We start from the raw sequence: 19,886 nt of genomic DNA on the forward strand, positions 1-19,886 counted from the left end.
TGCGTCCGTCGCGATCGGGCGGTGACAAATGTACTGCCGGATACGATCGCCCGATGGCACCGACTCCGCAGCCGGGCATCTTCGCCGCGGCCCTGGCCGAGCACGCGTACCTCGAGTTCGACCGCCGCCCCGAAACCAGCTTCCGGCAGCTGCTGGAGGCGCTGACCGTCACGCGGTACACCCACCCGCTCACCGGCGCCTACTACGTCATCCCGCCCGTCGCGGCGCTCCAGGCGTACACCTAGAGCAGCGCCGCCGGCGTTATCGGCAGCGAGCGGACCCGGATGCCGGTGGCGTGGTGCACGGCGTTGGCCACGGCCGCCGCCGTGCCGACGATGCCGAGCTCGCCGATGCCCTTCGAGCCCATCGGGTTCAGGTGCGGGTCGTCCTCGGGGATGAGCTCCACGTCGATGCGCGGGACGTCGGCGTTCACGGGGACGTGGTACGACGCCAGGTCCGACGTCACGAAGTCGCCCGTGCGCGGGTCCAGGATCGTCTGCTCCGTCAGGGCCATCCCGACGCCCATCGTCATCGCGCCGAGCAGCTGCGAGCGGGCCGTCGTCGGGTTGATGACGCGGCCGGCCGCGAAGACGCCGAGCAGCCGGTCGATGCGGACCTCGCCGGTGCGCGGGTCGGCCCGCAGCGCGCAGAACTCGGCGCCGAACGCGTGCCGCGCGTAGTCCTCGCGGGCGGCGACGTCGGCGGTGGTGTCCGCGCCGGCCGCCACGCCCTCCGGCGGCACGCGGCCGCCGTGCTCGCGCTCGATGCGCTCGCGCAGCGCGAGGCAGGCCTTGGTGACCGCCCAGCCCCACGAGGCCGTGCCCATCGAGCCGCCGGCGACCGGGGCCGGGCCGATCGCGCTGTCGCCGACGATGACCTCGACGCACGGCGCCGGCACGCCGAGCGCGTCGGCGGCGATCTGGCGCATGACCGTGCGCGCGCCCGTGCCGATGTCGGCCGCGTTGACGGCGACCTCGAAGTGGTCGTCGGCGGTGGCGCGCGCGGTCGCGGTCGACGGCCACGTGATCGCCGGGAACGTCGAGGAGGCCACGCCCGTACCGAGGAGCCAGCGCCCGTCACGGCGGGCCGCGGGCCGCGGGTCGCGCCCGGGCCAACCGAAGCGCTCGGCGCCGCGTTTGAGGCACTCGACGAGGTGCCGGCTGCTGAAGGGCCGGCCCTCGGCGTCGCGGTCGGTGTCGTTGTCGATGCGCAGCTGCACCGGGTCCCAGTTGCCCGCGGTGGCGAGCTCGTCCATCGCCGACTCAAGGGCGAACGCGCCCGGGCACTCGCCGGGCGCCCGCATCACCGTCGGCGTCGGCACGTCGAGCCGGACGACGCGGTGGCGGCTGAGGTGGTTGGGCGTGCCGTACAGGACGCGACTGACGACGGCGCTCTGTTCGGCGTACTCCACCCGCCGCGACGACTGGCTGATGGCCTCATGCGCGACGGCGGTCAGGCGGCCGTGGCTGTCGGCGCCGAGCCGGACGCGCTGGATGGTCGGGCTGCGGTACCCCGCCAGCGCGAACACCGCCGACCGGCCGAGCGCCAGCTTCACCGGCCGGCCCACCAGGCGGGCGGCCATGGCGGCGAGGACCGGGGTGATCTTCGGAAAGCCCTTGCCGCCGAACCCGCCCCCGACGTGCTCGTTGTGCACCCGGACCAGCTGCGGCGACAGCTCGAAGAGGGCGGCCAGCGTGTCGCGCATCGTCGTCGAGGCCTGCGTCGCGTCGTGCACGACGAGCTCGCCCCGCTCCCAGAACGCGGTCGCGGCGTGGGGCTCCATCGCGTTGTGGTGCTCGGTCGGCGTGCGGTACGTGGCGTCGACGCGCACGTCGGAGACGGCGAAGCCGGCCTCGAAGTCGCCGGTGGCCAGCCGGCCCGGGTAGCCGGCGTTGACCGTCTCCGGCTCGTACAGCCCGGGGTGGTCGCCCCGCAGGACGACGTCGGCGGGCTGCACGTCGGCGTGGACCACCACCGCCGCCGCGCCCTCCCGCGCACTCTCCGGCGTCGTGGCCACCACGAGGGCGACCACCTGGCCGTAGTACGACACCTCGGGCGACTGCAGCACGAGCAGGTCCGGGTCGTCGACGGGCTCCAGTCGCGGCGCGTTGCCGTGCCACAGCACAGCGAGCACCCCGTCGACGGCGAGCGCCGCCTCCGTCCGCACGTCGGCGACGTGCCCCCGCGCGAACGCCGCCTGGACCGGCCACGCGTGCACGGCGCCCGGCATGGGCCGGTCGACCGCGTACATCGCCTGCCCGGTCACCTTGTCCCGGGCCTCTAGGCGTGGGGCGGCGGTGCCGATGCCGGTCCCGGAGTACAGCATCGTCATGGCGTCATCTCCCGCAGCACGTCGACGGTCAGGTTGCGCAGCAGCGGCACCTTCCAGGCGTTGTCGCGCAGCGGCCGCGCCCCGGCCAGCTCGGCGTCGGCGGCGCGCTCGAAGCTCTCGGCGGTCGCCGGCGCGCCGCGCAGCGCCCGCTCGGCGGCCCAGGCCCGCCACGGCAGGTGCGCGACCGCGCCCCAGGCGAGCCGCACGTCGTGCACGACGCCGTCGCGCACGTCCAGCGCGGCCGCGACCGAGCCGGAGGCGAAGGCGAACGACGCGCGGTCGCGCACCTTGCGGTACACCGACGCCGCCGCCATCGGCAGCTCCGGCAGCACCACCGCGGTGATGAGCGCGCCGCGCGGCAGGCAGTTGTCCTTGTCCGGCCGGTCGCCCGGGCGCCGGAAGAAGTCGTGCACGCTGATCGTGGCGGCGCCGTGCGGCCCGATGTAGTGCACCTGGGCGTCCATGATGGACAGTGCGACGGCGAGGTCCGACGGGTTGGTGGCGATGCACTGCGGCGAAGCGCCGAGGATCGCCAGCTCCCGGTGGTCGCCCTCGCGGGCGTCGCAGCCGGAGCCGGGCGCCCGCTTGTTGCAGCCCTTCGTGACGTCCTGGAAGTACCGGCACCGGGTGCGCTGCATGAGGTTGCCGGCCACCGTGGCGCGGTTGCGCAGCTGCCCGGACGCGCCGGCGAGCAGCGCCTGGGCCACCGCCGGGTACATGGCGCGCACCGCGGGATGCCTGGCCAGGTCGCTGTTGGGCACCAGCGCGCCGATGCGCAGTCCGCCGGGGACGTCCTCGACGTCGTGGTACGGCAGCCCGTTCACGTCCACGACGACGTCCGGCGAACTCACCCCCAGCTTCATGAGGTCCACGAGGTTCGTGCCGCCGGCCAGGTACTCCGCGCCCGGCCGGACCATCGTGGCCACGGCCTCCGCCGGATCGTCCGGTCGTTCGTACACGAAGGGCCTCATGACGCGGACGCCGCCTCGTAGACGGCGGCGGCGATGTTCACGTACGCCCCGCAGCGGCACAGGTTGCCGCTCATCGCCTCCCGGATGTCGGCCAGGGAGCCGGTCTCCTCCGGGGTGAGCCCGACCGCGGAGCAGATCTGCCCGGGCGTGCAGTAGCCGCACTGCAGGGCGTCGAACTCGATGAACGCCTCCTGGATCGGGTGCAGCCCCTGCCCGGCGCTGAGCCCCTCGACGGTCGTCACCGCGGCGCCGTCCGCGCTGACCGCGAGGATGAGGCAGCTGACGACCCGGCGGCCGTCCACCAGGACGGTGCAGGCGCCGCACTGGCCGTGGTCGCAGCCCTTCTTGGCGCCCGTCAGCTCGAGCTGCTCGCGCAGCACGTCCAGCAGCGTTGCCCGGTTGTCCAGGCGCAGCTCGCGCTCGTGCCCGTTGACCTGCAGCGTCACGTCGCTCGTGGTTCGTGTGTCACGCACGCCGGGTCTGCTGCCCCCGACGGTTGACTTTAACCGCGCTTGAGGTTGCAGGGTGGTTTGCATGCGTGCAATCGAGGTGGCCCGCTTCGGCGGGCCGGAGGTCCTTGTCCCGATCGACGCCCCCGACCCGCCGGCCGGCCCCGGGCAGGTCGTCATCGACGTCGCCGTCGCCGACACGCTGTGGCTGGAGACGCGGGTGCGCTCCGGCAACGGCGCGCCGTTCTTCCCGGTCGAGCTGCCCTACCGCCCCGGCGTCGGCGTGGCCGGCCGGGTGTCCACTGTGGGCAGCGGCGTCGATCCACAGTGGATCGGCCGGCGGTGACTACGGCCGGGCCGCGCTCGGTCTCGTCAAGCCCGGCGGGCGCTTCTGCGCGCACGGCACGCCCGCCGGCGGGTTCACGCCGGTGGATCCGGACGAGGTGCGGGCGCGGGACATCACCTTGACCGGGATCCAGCAGGTGCAGATGCGCCCGGACACGTACCGCGGCTACCTCTTCAGCGCGCTGGCGGCGCTCGCGGCCAAGCGGTTTGCGCCGCTCATCGGGCAGGTGTTCGCGCTGGACGACGCGGCCTCGGCGCACCGGGCGATCGAGGGGCGCGCCGCCGTCGGCAAGACGGTCCTGTCGGTCGCGTGACGTGTTGTTCAGCAGTCGCAGGACACGGCCCAGCGCGGCGCCGTGAGCTCGTCGGCCGGGCGGCGCTCCCGGCCGGCCGGCGTCTCGAACTCGAGGCCCTCGCGCACCCAGTACTCGAAGCCGCCGAGCATCTCGCGCACCCGGTAGCCGAGCTTCGCGAACTCCAGCGCCGCGCGGGTGGCGCCGTTGCAGCCGGGGCCCCAGCAGTACGTGACGACCTCGGCACCGGCCGGGATCGTCGCGGCGGCGCGGACGGCGATGTCGGCCGTGGGCAGGTGGACGGCGCCCGGGATGTGTCCCTGCGCCCAGGCCTGCGCGCCGCGCGAGTCGACGACCACCAGTTGGACGGCGCCCGCGGTCATGGCCGCGTGCACGTCGCTGACATCGGTCTCGTAGGTGAGGCGGGCGGTGAAGTGCTGGATGGCGTCCGTCATGCGGTCAAGCATGATGCCGCGGCGGTACCGCGGGACAGTGGCGAAAACGACGCTGTCCGCTAACATTTCGCCATGCGCGTCCACGTCGGCGGCCCCACCGTGTCGGTCCTCGCGTTCCCGGGCATGTCGCTGTTCGAGACGGGGATCGTCACCGAGGTCTTCGGGCTGCCGCGGCCGGAGTTCGACATCCCGTGGTACAGGCTGCGCATCTGCACCCCGACCGCCGACGCGGTGCCGGTGATCGGCGGCGCGACGCTGCACGCCGACGGTGGTCTGGCCGAGCTCGCGGCCGCGGACACGGTCATCGTCCCCGGCGTCGCGGACGTGCACGCCGGCCCCGGGCCCGAGGTGCTCGACGCGCTGCGCCGCGCCCACGCCCGCGGCGCGCGGATCGTCTCCATCTGCTCGGGCGCGTTCGCGCTCGCGGCGGCGGGCCTGCTCGACGGCCGCCGGGCCACCACGCATTGGCGCTACGCCGGCGCCTTCCGGGCCCGCTTTGCGCAGGTCGCCCTCGACCCCGACGTCCTGTACCTCGCCGAGGGCGACGTCTGGACCAGCGCGGGCAGCGCCGCCGGCCTGGACCTGTGCCTGCACGTCATCCGCACCGACCACGGTGCCGCGATCGCCAACGCCGTCGCGCGCCGCCTCGTCGTGCAGCCCCACCGCGACGGGGGACAGGCCCAGTTCATCGAGGCGCCGATGCCCGCGGCGGCGGAGGACGACCGGATCGCGGCGAGCCTGACGTGGGCGCTGGCCCGGCTGGCCGAGCCGCTCACGCTGCCGGCCCTGGCCCGCCAGGCGCACATGTCGCCGCGCACGTACCTGCGCCACTTCACCCGCGCGACGGGCACCAGCCCGATCCGCTGGCTGCTGCGCCAGCGGGTCCAGGCGAGCCTCGCCCTGCTGGAGACGACGGACTTCTCGGTCGAGCAGATCGCGTCGGCGGTCGGTTTCGACAGCCCGGTGACGTACCGCCACCACTTCACCAACGCCATGCGCACCTCCCCGTCGGCGTATCGCCTGGCGTTTCGCGCTCGCTCCTCCTGAAACGCCCTGCGGACCGCGCCCTCGGCGTATCGCGCTCGCTCCTCCTGAAACGAAAAATCCCGATCGCTGACGCGATCAGGATTTTTCGGACTTATCACGATTTAGCGGGCTAGCCAGCCGCCGTCGACCACGAGAATGTGGCCGTTGACGTAGTCCGCGGCGCGGGAGCTCAGGAACACCACGGCCCCGGCCAGATCGTCCGGGGTGCCCCAGCGGCCGGCCGGGATGCGGTCGCTGATCGCGCGGTACCGCTGCGGGTCCTCGCGCAGCGCCTGCGTGTTGTCGGTCTCGATGTACCCCGGCGCGATCGCGTTGACCTGGACGTTGCGCGGCGCCAGCTCGTTGGCCATCGCGCGGGTCAGCCCGGCCACGGCGTGCTTGGCCGCGGTGTACGACGCCACCCGCAGCCCGCCCTGGAACGACAGCAGGCTCGCCACGTTGACGATCTTCCCGGCGCCGCGGGCCGCCATCGGGGCGGCGAGCAGCCGGCTCAGCTCGAAGACGGCATTGAGGTTGACGTCCAGCACCCGGTCCCACGCCTCGGTGGTGACGTCGAGCACGCTCGCGCGGTCGATCACCCCGGCGTTGTTGACCAGGATGTCGACGCCGCCGGCCGCGGCCAATTCGGCGCCGGCCGCGTGGGTGGCCCCGCGGTCGGCGAGGTCCACCTCGACGATGTCGGCCTTGCGGCCGAGGTCGGCGATGTCGTCGCGGGTGCCGGCCTGAGAGGCGGCGCGGCCGACCAGGATGAGGTCGGCGCCCGCCGCGGCCAGCGCGAGGGCCAGTCCGCGCCCGATGCCGCGCCCGGCCCCGGTGACCGCGGCGGTCCGCCCGGTCAGGTCGAACAGGCTGCTCACAGCGCCTCCATCGGAACGCCCTGCAGGTCGCCGTAGTCGGTGTTCTCGCCGGACATCGCCCAGACGAAGGCGTACGGCGCGGTGCCGGCGCCCGAGTGGACCGACCACGCGGGTGCGATCACCGCCTGGCGGTCGCGGACGATGAGGTGCCGGGTCGCGCCGGGGCGGCCGAGCAGGTGCACGACGCGGGCGTCGGCGGGGAGGCCGGTGTAGAGGTACACCTCGGTGCGCCGATCGTGCAGGTGCGCCGGCATCGTGTTCCACACCGAGCCGGCGTCCACGACCGTGACCCCGAACTGCAGCCGGCAGCTGGGGTGGCCGCCGCCCCATACATAGCGGTACAGCGACCGGGCGCTGGCCGTCGCCGGGTCGCCGATGCGCACCGCCTCGATCGTGTCCCGGCTGAACGTGGCCGCCGGGTGGGTCGCGTCGGCCGGCGCGGAGACCAGGTAGAAGCACGCGCCCGCGCCGGAGAGCGTGACCGTCGAGCCGCGGCCGGCGTAGAGCCCGTCGAGCGGGCCGAGCTTGTGCGCGGTGCCGTCGACGAGCACGTCGCCGGGCTCGCCGAGGTTGATGACGCCCAGCTCGCGGCGCTCGAGCGGGTGTGCGGTGCCGAGGGCGTCCCAGGCGGGCAGCGCGAGCGGGGCGCCGTCGGGCACCGCGCCGGCCACGACCATGCGGTCCTCGTGGGTGTAGACGGCGCGTACCTCGCCGGGCGCGAACAGGTCCTCGATCAGATACCGGGAGCGCAGCTGCGCCGTCGTCGCGGTCTCGACGGACTCGGGATCCGTGGCGTGCCGCACCTCAATGTTCATGATGCTGGATCGTATCGGCGGACTTGGCGGCTTATCAAGTATGTGGACGGCGTCTTAGTATGAGCGCACTGTCCAAGAAACCCGGGAGGACCGATGCCGAACATCACCGTGGAATTGCTGCGGGGGCGCAGCCTCGAGCAGCGCCGCCGGTTCGTCGAGGCGCTGACCGACGACGCCGTGGAGCACCTCGGCGCGCGCCGCCAGGACGTGCGGATCGTCTTCACCGAGATCGGCGGCCACGACGTGGCCAACGGCGGCGTGCTGGCCGCGGACGACGCGTCGCGCGCCGAGGTGCTGGCCCGCCACGGCGCCGCGTGACCGGAGCGGGCGGAGCAGGCACGACGGCCCGGCGCGAGCGTTCCGCGCCGGGCCGTCGTGTGTGCAGGGAGCTACGGCGTGACAGGGATGTTGGTCAGGCCCTTGGTCGCGTTCGTCACCGTGTTCGACGCGTAGACCACGTTCGGCCGCGCCGAGCACTTGGACTGCGAGGTGACGTTGATGGCGTACTGCCCGACGCCCCCGAGGTCCGACCGGTTGTTGCGCCACACGTTGCCGCAGCCGTTGTCGAACGACGGCGTCGTGGACGGGTTGTGGGTCTCGTACCCGTTGGCGAACGTCCCCGGGCTGCGGAACGACCCGGTGTTGTCCTCGATGCGGTAGTCCATCCCCTTGACGTCGACCCAGGAGTCGGCCGAGTTCTGCCCGCTGACACCCTGCCCGTCGAACGTGTTGCCGCTGATCAGCCCGCCGGTGGTGCCCTCCTTCACGTCGATCGCCTCGGCCGCGATGTTCGGGCCGAGGTGGTTGCCGACGACCTGCACGCGGTCGCTCTTGTCGACGCCGCCGGTGTTGCCGTGGCAGCCCCAGTTTGAGCCGGCCGAGCCGATGTAGACGCCCTCGCCGTAGCCGGGCTGTACGAGCCCGGTCCGCTCGATCCGCGAGTTGCGCACGATGCCGTCGGCCGAGGAGCGGCGGAAGTGCAGGGCCTCCTCCTCGACGTCGTGGATGTACACGCCGTCGACCGTCAGATGCTGGGAGTTGTCGGCGACGATGCCCTTCTTCGACTCGGCGACGGTGAAGCCGGTGAGGTTCCAGTACGGCGCGTTGTACAGCCACAGGCCGTAGCCCGAGTCCCAGCCGGCGGTCGGCGCCGGGCAGCTCGGCGCGTCGCCCGACGGCCCGTCGTTCACGAGCACGGCGCCGGCCGGCCCGGTGAGCGTGATCGGCTGCGACGCCGTGCCGGCGGCGGTGGTGACGAACGAGCCGTGGTACGTGCCGGCGGCCAGGCGGATCGTCTGCCCCGGCCGGGCCGCCGCCAGCGCGGACTGCAACTGGGCGGCGCTCGACACGTCGACGATCGGGCCGCCGGGCGTCGACGGCGTTGTGGACGGCGACCGTGACGGAGACGGAGACGTGGACGGTGACGGGGATGTGGACCGCGACGGTGACGGGGACGCCGTGGTCGGCGAGGGCGTCCCGCCGCCCGGGCAGGCGTGGCCGTCGATGGTGCAGTTGAGCGGCGTGCCGAGGCCGGCGACGTTGAACCCGAACGTCTCGGCCGCCCCCGGTGCGATGGCACCGTTGTAGCCGGCGTTCACGAACGTGTAGTGCTGCCCGCTGGCGGTGCGGACGGAGCTCCACGAGTTGGACACGGTGGAGCCGGCCGGCAGGTCGAACTCGACCCTCCAGCCCGTCGAGGGGGCGTCGCCGTTGTTGCGGATGGTGTACTGCGCGCCGTACCCGGTGCTCCACACCGAGGTCTGGGCGAAGGCGGCGGTGAGCTGGGGTGCGGCGGCGTGGGCGACCGTGGCGAATCCGACGGCGGTGGCGAGGGCGACGGCCGGCACGCCGATGGCGGTGGCGCGGGGCACGGATACTCGCAGGAACATCGAGCGCCTCCGATGATAGGGGCTTGGTAATCAGCTAGTAAAGTGAACGCCGTCCAGCCCGTCAATACGCGTTCGTGGACATGTTTGACGTCCACGTATGTGGACAGTTTCGGAGGTCTCGTTGAACCGCATCCTGATCACGGGGGGCGCCGGCAAGGTGGCCGCGCTGCTGCGCCCGCGGCTGGCCCGCCCCGGCCGCACGCTGCGCCTCTTCGACCTGCGTGAGCCGGCCCCGCTGCCCGGCGCCGGCGGCCGTGAGGAGTCCGTGATCGGCTCCGTCGACGACCCGGACGCCGTGGCCGGGGCGTGCGAGGGCGTCGACGCCGTCGTGCACCTCGGCGGCCTGGCGAAGGAGGCGGCGCCGCAGGACGCGTTGCGGATCAACGCGTACGGGAGCTGGTGCGTCCTGGAGGGCGCGCGCCGGGCCGGCGCCCGGGTCGTGCTGGCCTCCTCGACGCACGCCGCCGGGTTCACCGACGCGCGCGAGGCCCCACCCGGCGGCGTGCCGGCGGACACGCCGCCGCGCCCCGACACCATGTACGGCTGGAGCAAGGTCGCGGCCGAGGCGGCCGGCCGGCTCTATGCGGATCGCTTCGGCATGGACGTCGTGTGCCTGCGCATCGGCATGTGGGTCGCCGAGCCGCCCGGCCTGCGCGGGCTGTCGATGTGGCTGTCGCCCGACGACGGCGCGCGGCTGGTCGAGGCGGCGCTGACGGCGCCGGCGCCCGGCTTCCGCATCGTGTGGGGCGTCAGCCGCAACACCCGCGGCATCTGCTCGCTCGCCGAGGGCGAGGCGATCGGCTACTTCCCGCGCGACGACGCCGAGGCGTTCGCCGCGCGGCGCATAGCCGCATTCGGCGAGCCGGATTTCCCGGGGACCCCGGAGTTGTACCGCATGGGCGGCGCCTGGTGCGAAATCCCGCTCGGCGTCCCGCCCGCCGGCCGGTCCTGAATCAGCGAATGCCCTCGCGGCGCAGGGTGGCGGCCAGGGTTGCGGAGTGCTCCTTGAGCGCGTGCGCCACCCGCAGCACCTCGTCGACGCCCGCCTGCTTCGCCGGCATCGAGCAGCTGATCGCGTCCGTGGCCGGGATCCGGTAGTCCACGGCCACGGCGACGCACGCGACGCCCTCCGTGCCCTGCTGCTCCTCGTGCGCCCAGCCCCGGCCGCGCACGTCCTCGAGCTCGGACAGCAGCTCCTTGTGGTCCGTGATCGTGTTGGGCGTCAGCGACGCGAGCTTGGCCGGCAGCACCGCCAGCACCTCGTCGTCGGTGAGGCAGGACAGCAGGACCTGGCCGAGCGCGGTCACGTGGGCGGGCAGCCGGCGCCCGACCCGGGGCACGACGCCGCTGCGGGACTCGCGGCTGGCCAGGTACAGCACGTCGGCGTCGACCCGGCGGGCGTAGTGCGTCGTGTATCCGAGCTCGGCCCGCAGGTCCTCCAGCGCCTCGTAGGCGAAGGGCAGCGCGGCATCGCGGTCCAGGTAGGCCGTGCCGGACAGCAGCGCGTGCGGCCCGACGCCGAACGCCGAGCCGGTCGGGTCGGCCTCGACCCACTTCATCTCGCGCAGCGTGCGGATCAGCGCGTGCAGGCTCGAGCGCGGGTACCCCATCTTCTCCTGCAGCTCGGCCAGCGTCAGCCGGGTCGGGGACTCCGCCAGGGTCTCCAGGATGCGCACGGTGCGCTGCGCCGACTTGACCGGGTTCACCTCGGCGGCCGCGGCGACCTCGCCGGACTCGTCGTCGGACTTCCTGCGCGGCATGCCGCCAACCTCCGGTGCGCCGTGTTCCTGAACGTGTTGACGGTCATCATACCGGACGCTAACTTGTGTCTGCGCAACGTCACATCCAAGGATGGCGTCCACATATGTAGACAGGAGGCAAGGCAGTGTCTGGACGGCGCCCCACGATCAGACCGCTCGCCAAGCACGCCACGTTCCTCGTCGCCGCCGCGCTGGTGCTCGGCGCCTGCGGCAGCGGATCCGCGCCCAACACCCCGCAGGACGCATCCGCGCCGCTGCAGATCTGGGTGCGCAAGCCCCCGGGCGGTACCGCCGAGAAGACCACGAAGCAGCTGGCCACCGCCTTCACCGCCAAGACGGGCATCAAGGCCGACGTCACCGCGCTCTTCGACGACTTCGAGACCAAGCTCCAGCAGGCCGCCGCCCAGAAACACCTGCCGGACATCGTCATCAACGACACCGCCCAGCTCGGCACCATGCTCAAGCAGGGCATCGTGCGCGAGGTCAAGCGGGCCGACATCCCCGGGTCGGACAAGCTCACGCCGGTCTCCTGGGACGCCGCCAAGGGCCCCGACGGCAAGTACTACGGCGTGCCCAACAGCGCCCAGTCCTTCGCCCTGTTCATCCGCAAGGACTGGCGCGAGAAGCTGGGCCTGCCGGTGCCGAAGACCTGGGCCGACCTCGACGCGCTCGCCGTCGCCTTCACCACCAGGGACCCCGACGGCGACGGCAAACCCGACACGTACGGCTACGACGTGCCCGGCTCCACCAAGCGCGGCTACATGTCCTGGTACTTCACCAGCTTCCTGTGGTCGGGCGGCGGCGACTACTTCACCGAGCAGAACGGCAAGTTCACCCCGGCCATCGCCAGCGACGCCTCCGTCGCCTCGGTGGAGTGGTTCAAGGCCCAGTTCTGCAAGGACAAGACGGTCGCGCCGGGCGCCGTGACGATGGAGACCACGCAGGCCCACCCCGTGTTCGAGAGCGGCAAGGCCGGCATCTACTTCACCGGGCCGTACAACATGGCGCGCTTCGACGGCAACCTCGGCAAGGACAAGTACGAGACCGTGGCCGCGCCGCCCGGCCCGTCCGGCAAGTCCATCTCGCTGGCCGAGGGCGAGAACACCTACCTCATGGCCGGCTCCAAGAACCAGGCCGGGCAGAACAGGTTCGCCGAGTTCGCCATCTCCGTCGAGGGCCAGACGATCGGCATGGCCGGCGACACCGACGGCAACATCGTGCGGCTGCCGGTGAACTCGACCGTCACCCTGTCCTCGGTCCGCAAGGACGCCCGCTGGCAGGTCTTCGACGAGATCTACAAGCAGTCCGGCCGCTACACCCCGGCCGTGCCCGACTGGACGCCGTTCCGCCAGACGTCCGCCGACACCATCAACGCGATCGTCGCCAACTGCGGCTCCGACACGAAGGCCGAGCTGACCAAGCTCAGCCAGACCTTCCAGGCGGAGCTGGCCAAGCAGGGAGTGGCCGCGACATGACCATGACGCAGGTGCGGGCCGGGGCGACGCGCGCCCCGGCCCCGCCGGCCCGGCGGCGGCGCCGGCGCCCGGATCTGCTGCCGTGGGCGTTCCTCGCGCCGGCCCTGATCCTCTTCGCGCTGTTCAAGTTCGTGCCGATGGCCCGCGCGATCAGCATGAGCCTCTACGAGGTCCGCCCGTACCTCGGCGACCGCTGGGTCGGCGCGGACAACTTCGTCACCATCGGCGGCGACGACGCCTTCACCCGCGCGGTGTGGCAGACCGTGCTCCTGGCCGTCGGCCAGACCGCCGGCTCGCTGCTCATCGGCCTGGTGCTCGCCCTGCTGCTGGAGGGTCAGGCCAAGAGCCTGTGGTTCGTGCGCACCGCGGTCTTCCTGCCGACCGTCGCCGCGATGGCCGTCGTCGCCGAGGTCTGGCGCATCCTGTACTACCCGGCGCCCGACGGCGCGATCAACACCATCCTCGGCTGGCTCGGGATGGGCCCGTCGCAGTTCCTCAACTCGCCCGGCTCGGCGCTGTGGTCGGTGATGGGCGTTGGCATCTGGCGCGGCGCGCCGTACGACATGATGATCTTCCTGGCCGGGCTGGCCGGCGTCGACCGCACCCTCTACGAGGCCGTCGAGGTCGACGGGGCCAACCGCTGGCGCCGGCTGTGGCACGTCACGTTCCCGCAGCTGCGGCCGGTGTTCGCGATCCTGTTCACGCTCGCCGCGATCCGCGGCCTGCGCGTGTTCACCGAGATCTACCTGCTCACCAACGGCGGCCCCGACGGCTCGACCGAGGTGCTCATGACGCTGATCTACAAGCTCGGCCTGGAGCGCAACGAGCTCGGCGTCGCCGCCGCCGGGTCCGTGATCCTGTTGCTGGCCACAATCGTGCTGACGATCGCCGTGCAGTCCGCCCGGGCGAGGAGGGCGCGATGAGATACGGAAGCACTGAGCTGACGATCGCGGTGCAGTCCGCCCGGGCGAGGAGGGCGCGATGAGACACGAGACCGCGCTGGGGCTCGACGCGCTGCGGGGGCGGCCCGCGAAGGTCGCGCGATTCCTGGTGTACACCATCCTGGTCCTGATCTTCGCCGGTCCCTTGCTGGCCCTGCTGGTCAGCGCGTTCGCGCCGGCCCAGGACCCGACCAGCCTCACGCTCATCCCGCGGTCGTTCACGCTGGCCAACTTCCGCGCCGCGCTGCGCCGCGACGTGCTGCACTACCTGCTCAACTCGTTCGTGGTCGTGGGCTTCGGCCTGCTGCTGCAGATCGCGGTGAGCGTCTCGGCCGCCTACGCCCTCGCCCGCAAGCGCTTTCCCGGGCTCCGGCTGGTGTTCCTGCTCATCCTGTCGACGATGATGCTGCCGGAGGAGATCCTGGCCATACCGCTTTCCCTGGTACTGGCGGATGTCCCCCTGGTGCACGTCAACCTCATCGGCACGCTCGCCGGCATGATCGTGCCGGTCGGCGCCTGGGCGTTCTCGATCCTCGTCATGACCGAGTTCATGCGCGACATCCCGGTCGAGCTCGAGGAGGCCGCCCGCCTTGACGGCGCCGGCGACCTGCGCATCTTCTGGTCCGTCGTGCTGCCGCTGTGCCGGCCGGCGCTCGGCGTGATCGGGATCTTCGGGTTCACGATGATCTGGGACCAGTACATGCTGCCGCTGCTCGTCGCCCAGGACTCCGCGCACTTCACGCTGCCGCTGGCCCTGCGCACGCTGCGCAGCGACGAACAGGTCGGCATCGGCGTGCTGCTGGCCGCGTCGCTGCTCGCCCTGCTGCCGTCGGTCATCGCGTTCGTCGCGATGCAACGGCAGTTCATGCGCGGCCTCACGTCCGGCGCCGTCAAAGGCTGACCCTTCACCACCTTGGAATTAGGAGCACATGATGCGTCTGCACGGCCTGCTGTCGTTCCCGCTGACCCCGTTCACGACCGACGGCAAGGTGAACCTCGCCGTCCTGGCCGACCACGTCGAGCAGCAGCTGGCCGCCGGACCCTCCGGACTGTTCGTCGCCTGCGGCACCGGCGAGTTCACGAGCCTGTCGCTGCCGGAGTACCGCGACGTCGTCGGCACCGCCGTGCAGGTCGCCGCCGGCCGGGCACCCGTGTTCGCCGGCGCCGGCGGCGGTCCCGCGATGGCCCGCGACTTCGCCGCCGCCGCGCTCGAGGCGGGGGCCGACGGGCTGCTGCTCCTGCCCCCGTACCTCGTGCACTCCACGCCGGCCGGGCTCGTCGAGCACGTCCGGTACGTCGCCGAGGCCACCCCGCTGCCGATCGCCGTTTACCAGCGGGCCAACGCGGTGCTCGACCCCGACGCCGCGGTCGCCCTGCTCGACGTGCCGACCGTCGTGGGCATCAAGGACGGCAAGGGCGACGTGAGCGCGATGCTGCGCCTCGTCACCGCGATCCGGACGAGCGGCCACCCGCGGGCCGCCGAGTTCGGCTTCCTCAACGGCCTGCCCACGGCCGAGCTGTCCGTGCAGGCGTACCGCGCGATCGGCGTCGAGAGCTACTCCTCGGCCGTGCTGTGCTTCGTCCCCGACATCGCCACCGCCTTCTACCGCGCCGTCAACGCCGGCGACGGCGCCACCGTGCAGCGCCTCCTCGCCGCGTTCTACCTGCCGTTCGTGGCCCTGCGCGACGAGGTCCCCGGCTACGCGGTCTCACTGGTCAAGGCCGGCGCCCGCCTCGCGGGCCTCGACGTCGGCCCGGTCCGCCCGCCGCTGGTCGACGCGACCGAGGCGCACGTCGCGCGGCTCGCCGCGATCATCGCCGACGGGCGGCGGGCACTGTGAAGGTCGTCGCGGCACGGGTGACCCCCGTCGCCTTTCCCGACCCGCCGCTGCTCAACTCGGCCGGCGTGCACGAGCCGTGGGCGCTGCGCACGATCCTCGAGCTCGACGGCGGCGACGGCCTGGTCGGGCTCGGCGAGACCTACGGCGACGCGCCGCACCTGGCCGCCGTGCGCCGCGCCGCCGAGCGGGTGACCGGCCTCGACCCGTGGGACCTGGCCGGGCTGCGCGTCGCGGTGCGCCGCTCGCTGGGCGCCGGCGACCACGAGCCGAAGGTGTTCGCCCCGTTCGAGGTCGCCGCGCTGGACCTGCAGGCCCGCTCGATCGGCCGGCCGGTGCACCAGCTGCTCGGCGGGCGGGTGCGGGACCGGGTGGCGTTCTCGGCGTACCTCTTCTACAAGTGGGCCCAGCACCCCGGCCTTCCCGCCGACGAGTGGGGCGCCGCCCTCGACCCGGCCGGGATCGTCGAGCAGGCCCGCGGGCTCGTCGAGCGGTTCGGGTTCGGCTCGATCAAGCTCAAGGGCGGCGTGTTCCCGCCGGTCGAGGAGATCGACGCGCTCCGCGAGCTGCGCCGCGCCTTCCCCGCCCACCCGCTGCGCATCGACCCGAACTGCGCCTGGACCGTGCCGACGGCGCGGCAGGTCGCGGCGGAGACGGCAGAGCTGCTGGAGTACCTCGAGGACCCCACGCCCGGCATCGGCGGCATGGCCGACGTGGCCGCCGCCGCCCCGATGCCGCTGGCCACCAACATGTGCGTCGTCTCGCCCGCCGACCTGCGCCCCGCCTTCGAGCGTGGCGCCGTCGGCGTCGTGCTGGCCGACCACCACTACTGGGGCGGCCTGCGCGCGTGCGCCGACCTCGCCCGAACCTGCGCCGCGTGGGGCGTCGGCGTCTCCATGCACTCCAACAGCCACCTGGGCATCAGTCTCGCCGCGATGGTCCAGCTGGGCGCGGCGACGCCGGAGCTGACGTACGCCGCGGACACCCACACCCCGTGGCAGGCCGGCGTGGACGTGGTCACCGCCCCGCTGCCCATCGTGGACGGCACGGTCGCCGTCCCCGACGCCCCCGGCCTCGGCGTCGAGCTCGACCGCGACGCGCTGGCCCGTCTGCACGAGCAGTACCGCCGCTGCGGCATCCGATCCCGCGACGACACCGCCTACATGCGCACCGTGCGCCCCGACTTCGTCAAGCGCCGGCCGAGATGGTGACCCTCACCGGCCACGCGTACTGCTGGGACGTCCTCGGCGACCCCGCCTTCCCGGACCGCGTCGCCGCCCTGGGCCTGTCCTCGGTCACGCTGGCCGCCGCCTACCACTCGGTGCGCGCCGCGACGCCGCACCACCCGCGCCACCAGATCGTCGACGCCCGCCACGGCGCCCTGTACCGCCCGGTCCGCCCTTCGGCCTGGCGCGACGCCCGCCTCCGCCCCGCCGCTGCCGACTGGATGCCGTCCGCCGACCCGTTCGCCGAGGCCGCCACGACCCTGCGCGCCGCCGGCCTGTCCGTCACCGCGTGGATCGTGCTCGCCCACAGCTCCCGCCTGGGCGCGGCCTTTCCCGACCTCGCCGTCGTGAACTGCTTCGGCGAGCGGTACTCGCATGCGCTCTGCCCCGCTAACCCCGAGGTCCGCGACTACGCGGCCACCCTCGCCGCCGAGGCGATCCGCGACGCCCCCGTCGACGCGGTGTCGCTCGAGTCGTGCGGCCAGATGGGCCTGACCCACACCGGCGCTCACGACCGCACGGCCGACGCCTGGCCCGGCCCGGCCCAGCGCTGGCTGTCCGTCTGCTGCTGCGCCGCCTGCCGCGCCCTGTGGTCGGAGCGCGGCGCCGACCCGGCGCGCGTGATCGCCTCCCTCGCCGCCGCCGTCCGGGCCGATTCCACAGTGGACTCCTCGGCGGTACTCCTGGACGCCCGCCAGCACGCGGCCCGCCTGCTGCGCGACCAGGTCCTCGCCGCCGTCGCCGGCGTGCCGGTGATCCTGCACGCCAACCCCGACCCGTGGGCGACCGGCCCGTCGCCGGGCCTCCCTCCGGACGACCGGGTCGACGCGCACGCCGTGCTGGTGCCGGCCTGGCCGGTAGGCGAGGAGTCGGCGCGCGCGGTCGCGGCCGCCGTCGCCGCCGGGTACCGCACGCACGCCTACATCACCGCCCTGCCGCCCTGCCGCGCCGAGGAGGTGCCCGCGCACGCCGCGGCCCTGGTCGCGGCCGGCGCGAGCGGCATCAACCTGTACCACCTGGGCCTCGCCTCCGCCCCGCGCCTGGAGGCCCTGCGCCGTACCGTCGAACTGCTGGAGTCGCCGTGCACCCCCTGACCGGACGCCGTGACCTGGTCCACGGCCTCGCCTTCGGCCCGCGCCTGGAGGCCCTGCGCCGCACCGTCGAGCTGCTGGAGTCGCCGTGCACTCCCTGACCGGACTGTCCACCTGGGACGGAGCCCGCCGCCGTGATCTGGTCCACGGCATCGCCGCCGCCATGGAGGGCCGGCGGGCCGAGATCGTGGCCACCGCCGGCGAGGAGACCGGCCTCGCGCCGGCGCGGCTCGAGGGCGAGTTCGACCGCACCACCGGCCAGCTGCGCCTCCTGGGCGACTTCGTCGCGTCCGGCCGCGACCGCCCGACCGTCACCTCCCCGTCGGCGGCGCCCGGCGGCGCCGACGTCGTCCTGGTCCGCGTGCCGATCGGCCCGGTCGCGGTGTTCGCCGCCTCCAACTTCCCGCTCGCGTTCGGCGTGCTGGGCGCCGACACGGCGGCGGCCCTCGCCGCCGGGTGCCCCGTCGTCGTGAAGGCGCACCCCGCCCAGCCGCGCACCGCCGAGCTGCTGGCCGCCTGCGCCCCCGCCGAGCTTCTCACCCTGCGCCACGGCGGCCCCGACGTCTCGCTCGAGATCGTCCGCGACCCGCTCGTGCGCGCGGTGGCGTTCACGGGCTCGCCGTCCGGCGGCCGTGCCCTCATGGACGCCGCGGCCGCCCGCCCCGAGCCGATTCCGGTGTACGCCGAGATGGGCTCCCTCAACCCCGTCTTCGTGCTCCCGTCGGCGCTGCCCGACCCGTCGTGGCCGTCCGCGCTGGCCGCGTCGGTCACGGGCTCGTCCGGCCAGCTGTGCACCAAGCCCGGCCTGGTCTTCGTGCCCGACTCGCCCGCGGGCCGGGCGTTCGCCGAGCGGTTGGGCGCCGAGGTGGCCGCGGCCGGCCCGGTCGGCCGCCTGCTCACCCCGTCGATCGAGGCGGCCCACGCGGAGTGGTCGCGACGGGCGGCTTCGTGCGGTACCAAATCGGGCTCTTCGGTCTTTGCGCTCTTCATCGAGGCCTCGTCGCTCGGCGGCGCGCTGCTCGAGGAGCATTTCGGGCCCGCGGTCGTCGTGTGCGCCGCCCCGGCGTCGTCATTCGGCGCGCTGGCGGCGGCCCTGCCCGGCTCGCTCACGGCCACCGTCCTGGCGGCCCCCGACGACCCGGCGCTGGACGCCCTGCTGCCGCCCCTGATGGCCACGGCCGGCCGGGTGGTGCTCAACGGCGTCCCGACCGGCGTCGCGGTCTGCGACGCAATGCACCACGGCGGCCCGTGGCCCGCGACGTCGAACGCCCTGCACACGTCGGTCGGCACGGGATCGGTGAGCCGGTTCCTGCGCCCGGTCGCCCTGCAGGGCCTGCCGCCCCGCCTCCTGCCTTGACACGCGCCCGCCTTCGACCGCCTTGCCGGGGCGTTTGCGTTGACACGGTCGTGTCTTCGGTCGTGTTGCCGGATCGTTTACGTTGAGGCCGTTCGTGCCTCGCGGCGGCCGCGGGCACCGGGGACCGCCATGATGGGACCATGGCCTTTCCCGACTTCCGCGCGGCGGACGCGATCGCCGTCCGCAACAGCGTTCAGCTGCTCGACGGCCCGCTCGACCCGGCCCTGCCCACCCCGTGCGCCGGCTGGACGCTGGCCGACCTGCTCGCCCACATGACCATCCAGCACCGCGGTTTCGCCGCCGCGGCCCGGGGCGAGGCGTGGCCCCTGGAGCGCTGGTCCCCGCGCCCGCTGCCGGCGGACCCCTTCGCCGCGTACGCCGCCGCCTCCGACGAGGTCATCGACGCCTTCGCCGCCGTCGACGCGCTGGACGCCCCGATGCCCCTGCCCGAGATCGCCCCCGACCCGATCCCGACGTGGCGCGGCATCGGCGCGCACGCCATCGACTACGTCGTGCACGGATGGGACGTGGCACGCACGCTCGGCGTACCGTTCGCGCTCCCCGAAGACGTCCTCACTGCCGTCCTGCCGATCGCTGAGTCCGTCCCGGACGGCCCGAACCGCGACCGCGAGGGCGCCGCATTCGCCCACGCCCAGCCCGTCCCCGCGGACGCCTCGACCCTCGACCGAATCCTGTTACTTCTGGGTAGAAAGCCATAGGGCGCAGAGGGCTACTTCGAAACCTG

The 19,886-nt window shown here is 73.5% G+C and carries 22 protein-coding genes; 14 read left to right on the top strand and 8 right to left on the bottom strand.

The genetic code is table 11. The annotated features are described in order from the left end of the window. Nucleotides 1-53: 53 nt before the first annotated feature. Complete coding sequence (locus ACQEVU_RS04840; RefSeq protein WP_433321113.1) at nucleotides 54-245, top strand: hypothetical protein; 192 nt, start codon at nucleotides 54-56, stop codon at nucleotides 243-245. On the opposite strand, the gene ACQEVU_RS04845 is transcribed toward ACQEVU_RS04840, so the two are convergent. From ACQEVU_RS04845 to ACQEVU_RS04855, 3 genes are read right to left on the bottom strand one after another with little or no spacing between them, the layout of a single operon-like run. Then, nucleotides 242-2,332 carry a xanthine dehydrogenase family protein molybdopterin-binding subunit gene (locus ACQEVU_RS04845; RefSeq protein ID WP_433321116.1) on the bottom strand — a complete coding sequence of 697 codons (2,091 nt, stop codon included), beginning with the start codon at nucleotides 2,330-2,332 and terminating at the stop codon, nucleotides 242-244. The two genes, ACQEVU_RS04840 and ACQEVU_RS04845, sit on opposite strands and share 4 nt — an antisense overlap. Continuing rightward, nucleotides 2,329-3,303, bottom strand: coding sequence for an FAD binding domain-containing protein (locus ACQEVU_RS04850; protein WP_433321118.1), 975 nt, complete (start codon nucleotides 3,301-3,303; stop codon nucleotides 2,329-2,331). Before ACQEVU_RS04850 ends, ACQEVU_RS04845 begins: the two co-directional genes overlap by 4 nt. Then, nucleotides 3,300-3,776: a (2Fe-2S)-binding protein gene (locus ACQEVU_RS04855; RefSeq protein WP_433321121.1), complete on the bottom strand. Its 477-nt coding sequence runs from the start codon at nucleotides 3,774-3,776 to the stop codon at nucleotides 3,300-3,302. Before ACQEVU_RS04855 ends, ACQEVU_RS04850 begins: the two co-directional genes overlap by 4 nt. Before the next feature lie 61 nt (nucleotides 3,777-3,837). Here ACQEVU_RS04855 and ACQEVU_RS04860 point away from each other — a divergent pair, with 61 nt between their 5' ends. Then, nucleotides 3,838-4,098 carry a hypothetical protein gene (locus ACQEVU_RS04860; protein WP_433335356.1) on the top strand — a complete coding sequence of 87 codons (261 nt, stop codon included), beginning with the start codon at nucleotides 3,838-3,840 and terminating at the stop codon, nucleotides 4,096-4,098. Further along, nucleotides 4,073-4,411, top strand: coding sequence for a zinc-binding dehydrogenase (locus ACQEVU_RS04865; protein ID WP_433334796.1), 339 nt, complete (start codon nucleotides 4,073-4,075; stop codon nucleotides 4,409-4,411). Before ACQEVU_RS04860 ends, ACQEVU_RS04865 begins: the two co-directional genes overlap by 26 nt. Nucleotides 4,412-4,419: 8 nt before the next feature. Here ACQEVU_RS04865 and ACQEVU_RS04870 read toward each other — a convergent pair whose 3' ends face one another. Then, a complete protein-coding gene (locus ACQEVU_RS04870) occupies nucleotides 4,420-4,845 on the bottom strand; it encodes a rhodanese-like domain-containing protein (RefSeq protein WP_433321124.1) in 426 nt (141 codons plus the stop codon). A 72-nt stretch (nucleotides 4,846-4,917) separates the two neighbouring features. Here ACQEVU_RS04870 and ACQEVU_RS04875 point away from each other — a divergent pair, with 72 nt between their 5' ends. Further along, nucleotides 4,918-5,892, top strand: a complete 975-nt coding sequence (locus tag ACQEVU_RS04875; RefSeq protein ID WP_433321127.1) for a helix-turn-helix domain-containing protein — start codon at nucleotides 4,918-4,920, stop codon at nucleotides 5,890-5,892. 101 nt (nucleotides 5,893-5,993) lie between these two features. On the opposite strand, the gene ACQEVU_RS04880 is transcribed toward ACQEVU_RS04875, so the two are convergent. Then, nucleotides 5,994-6,749, bottom strand: a complete 756-nt coding sequence (locus ACQEVU_RS04880) for an SDR family oxidoreductase (protein WP_433321130.1) — start codon at nucleotides 6,747-6,749, stop codon at nucleotides 5,994-5,996. Continuing rightward, nucleotides 6,746-7,564, bottom strand: a complete 819-nt coding sequence (kduI, locus tag ACQEVU_RS04885) for a 5-dehydro-4-deoxy-D-glucuronate isomerase (RefSeq protein ID WP_433321133.1) — start codon at nucleotides 7,562-7,564, stop codon at nucleotides 6,746-6,748. The genes ACQEVU_RS04880 and kduI overlap by 4 nt, the downstream gene beginning before the upstream one ends. A gap of 93 nt (nucleotides 7,565-7,657) precedes the next feature. Here kduI and ACQEVU_RS04890 point away from each other — a divergent pair, with 93 nt between their 5' ends. Beyond that, complete coding sequence (locus ACQEVU_RS04890) at nucleotides 7,658-7,882, top strand: tautomerase family protein (protein ID WP_433321136.1); 225 nt, start codon at nucleotides 7,658-7,660, stop codon at nucleotides 7,880-7,882. Nucleotides 7,883-7,953: 71 nt separating this feature from the next. Here ACQEVU_RS04890 and ACQEVU_RS04895 read toward each other — a convergent pair whose 3' ends face one another. Further along, nucleotides 7,954-9,453 carry a cellulose binding domain-containing protein gene (locus ACQEVU_RS04895; RefSeq protein WP_433321139.1) on the bottom strand — a complete coding sequence of 500 codons (1,500 nt, stop codon included), beginning with the start codon at nucleotides 9,451-9,453 and terminating at the stop codon, nucleotides 7,954-7,956. A gap of 121 nt (nucleotides 9,454-9,574) precedes the next feature. Between ACQEVU_RS04895 and ACQEVU_RS04900 the strand changes: the two genes are divergently transcribed. Further along, nucleotides 9,575-10,405 (top strand): NAD-dependent epimerase/dehydratase family protein, encoded by an 831-nt coding sequence (locus ACQEVU_RS04900; RefSeq protein WP_433321142.1) that lies wholly within the window; start codon nucleotides 9,575-9,577, stop codon nucleotides 10,403-10,405. 1 nt (nucleotide 10,406) lies between these two features. On the opposite strand, the gene ACQEVU_RS04905 is transcribed toward ACQEVU_RS04900, so the two are convergent. Further along, nucleotides 10,407-11,213 (bottom strand): IclR family transcriptional regulator, encoded by an 807-nt coding sequence (locus tag ACQEVU_RS04905; protein WP_433321145.1) that lies wholly within the window; start codon nucleotides 11,211-11,213, stop codon nucleotides 10,407-10,409. A 125-nt stretch (nucleotides 11,214-11,338) separates the two neighbouring features. On the opposite strand from ACQEVU_RS04905, the gene ACQEVU_RS04910 reads away from it, so the two are divergent. The 8 genes from ACQEVU_RS04910 (at nucleotide 11,339) to ACQEVU_RS04945 (ending at nucleotide 19,860) form a co-directional block, all read left to right on the top strand. Beyond that, complete coding sequence (locus tag ACQEVU_RS04910) at nucleotides 11,339-12,688, top strand: ABC transporter substrate-binding protein (RefSeq protein ID WP_433321148.1); 1,350 nt, start codon at nucleotides 11,339-11,341, stop codon at nucleotides 12,686-12,688. Then, complete coding sequence (locus tag ACQEVU_RS04915; protein WP_433321151.1) at nucleotides 12,685-13,611, top strand: carbohydrate ABC transporter permease; 927 nt, start codon at nucleotides 12,685-12,687, stop codon at nucleotides 13,609-13,611. The genes ACQEVU_RS04910 and ACQEVU_RS04915 overlap by 4 nt, the downstream gene beginning before the upstream one ends. Nucleotides 13,612-13,669: 58 nt before the next feature. Continuing rightward, nucleotides 13,670-14,530, top strand: coding sequence for a carbohydrate ABC transporter permease (locus ACQEVU_RS04920; RefSeq protein WP_433321154.1), 861 nt, complete (start codon nucleotides 13,670-13,672; stop codon nucleotides 14,528-14,530). A 28-nt stretch (nucleotides 14,531-14,558) separates the two neighbouring features. Then, nucleotides 14,559-15,470, top strand: a complete 912-nt coding sequence (locus ACQEVU_RS04925) for a 5-dehydro-4-deoxyglucarate dehydratase (protein WP_433321157.1) — start codon at nucleotides 14,559-14,561, stop codon at nucleotides 15,468-15,470. Between the two features lie 17 nt (nucleotides 15,471-15,487). Continuing rightward, a complete protein-coding gene (locus ACQEVU_RS04930; RefSeq protein ID WP_433321160.1) occupies nucleotides 15,488-16,678 on the top strand; it encodes an enolase C-terminal domain-like protein in 1,191 nt (396 codons plus the stop codon). After that, on the top strand, nucleotides 16,672-17,787 hold the full coding sequence (locus tag ACQEVU_RS04935; RefSeq protein ID WP_433321163.1) for a hypothetical protein: 1,116 nt from the start codon (nucleotides 16,672-16,674) through the stop codon (nucleotides 17,785-17,787). The genes ACQEVU_RS04930 and ACQEVU_RS04935 overlap by 7 nt, the downstream gene beginning before the upstream one ends. An 85-nt stretch (nucleotides 17,788-17,872) precedes the next feature. Beyond that, complete coding sequence (locus tag ACQEVU_RS04940; RefSeq protein ID WP_433321165.1) at nucleotides 17,873-19,141, top strand: aldehyde dehydrogenase family protein; 1,269 nt, start codon at nucleotides 17,873-17,875, stop codon at nucleotides 19,139-19,141. Between the two features lie 140 nt (nucleotides 19,142-19,281). Continuing rightward, complete coding sequence (locus tag ACQEVU_RS04945; protein WP_433321168.1) at nucleotides 19,282-19,860, top strand: TIGR03086 family metal-binding protein; 579 nt, start codon at nucleotides 19,282-19,284, stop codon at nucleotides 19,858-19,860. Nucleotides 19,861-19,886: the final 26 nt, after the last annotated feature.

The organism is Dactylosporangium sp. CA-139066 (assembly GCF_050936175.1).
GTDB lineage: Bacteria > Actinomycetota > Actinomycetes > Mycobacteriales > Micromonosporaceae > Dactylosporangium.

Bases quoted from the DNA above. Each gene is read 5' to 3' on its own strand.
- ACQEVU_RS04870 (WP_433321124.1), bottom strand. From the start codon at position 4,845: ATGACGGACGCCATCCAGCACTTCACCGCCCGCCTCACCTACGAGACC.
- ACQEVU_RS04850 (WP_433321118.1), bottom strand. From the start codon at position 3,303: ATGAGGCCCTTCGTGTACGAACGACCGGACGATCCGGCGGAGGCCGTG.
- kduI (WP_433321133.1), bottom strand. From the start codon at position 7,564: ATGAACATTGAGGTGCGGCACGCCACGGATCCCGAGTCCGTCGAGACC.
- ACQEVU_RS04875 (WP_433321127.1), top strand. From the start codon at position 4,918: ATGCGCGTCCACGTCGGCGGCCCCACCGTGTCGGTCCTCGCGTTCCCG.
- ACQEVU_RS04890 (WP_433321136.1), top strand. From the start codon at position 7,658: ATGCCGAACATCACCGTGGAATTGCTGCGGGGGCGCAGCCTCGAGCAG.
- ACQEVU_RS04935 (WP_433321163.1), top strand. From the start codon at position 16,672: ATGGTGACCCTCACCGGCCACGCGTACTGCTGGGACGTCCTCGGCGAC.
- ACQEVU_RS04945 (WP_433321168.1), top strand. From the start codon at position 19,282: ATGGCCTTTCCCGACTTCCGCGCGGCGGACGCGATCGCCGTCCGCAAC.
- ACQEVU_RS04905 (WP_433321145.1), bottom strand. From the start codon at position 11,213: ATGCCGCGCAGGAAGTCCGACGACGAGTCCGGCGAGGTCGCCGCGGCC.
- ACQEVU_RS04925 (WP_433321157.1), top strand. From the start codon at position 14,559: ATGATGCGTCTGCACGGCCTGCTGTCGTTCCCGCTGACCCCGTTCACG.
- ACQEVU_RS04860 (WP_433335356.1), top strand. From the start codon at position 3,838: ATGCGTGCAATCGAGGTGGCCCGCTTCGGCGGGCCGGAGGTCCTTGTC.
- ACQEVU_RS04920 (WP_433321154.1), top strand. From the start codon at position 13,670: ATGAGACACGAGACCGCGCTGGGGCTCGACGCGCTGCGGGGGCGGCCC.
- ACQEVU_RS04845 (WP_433321116.1), bottom strand. From the start codon at position 2,332: ATGACGATGCTGTACTCCGGGACCGGCATCGGCACCGCCGCCCCACGC.
- ACQEVU_RS04895 (WP_433321139.1), bottom strand. From the start codon at position 9,453: ATGTTCCTGCGAGTATCCGTGCCCCGCGCCACCGCCATCGGCGTGCCG.
- ACQEVU_RS04915 (WP_433321151.1), top strand. From the start codon at position 12,685: ATGACCATGACGCAGGTGCGGGCCGGGGCGACGCGCGCCCCGGCCCCG.
- ACQEVU_RS04840 (WP_433321113.1), top strand. From the start codon at position 54: ATGGCACCGACTCCGCAGCCGGGCATCTTCGCCGCGGCCCTGGCCGAG.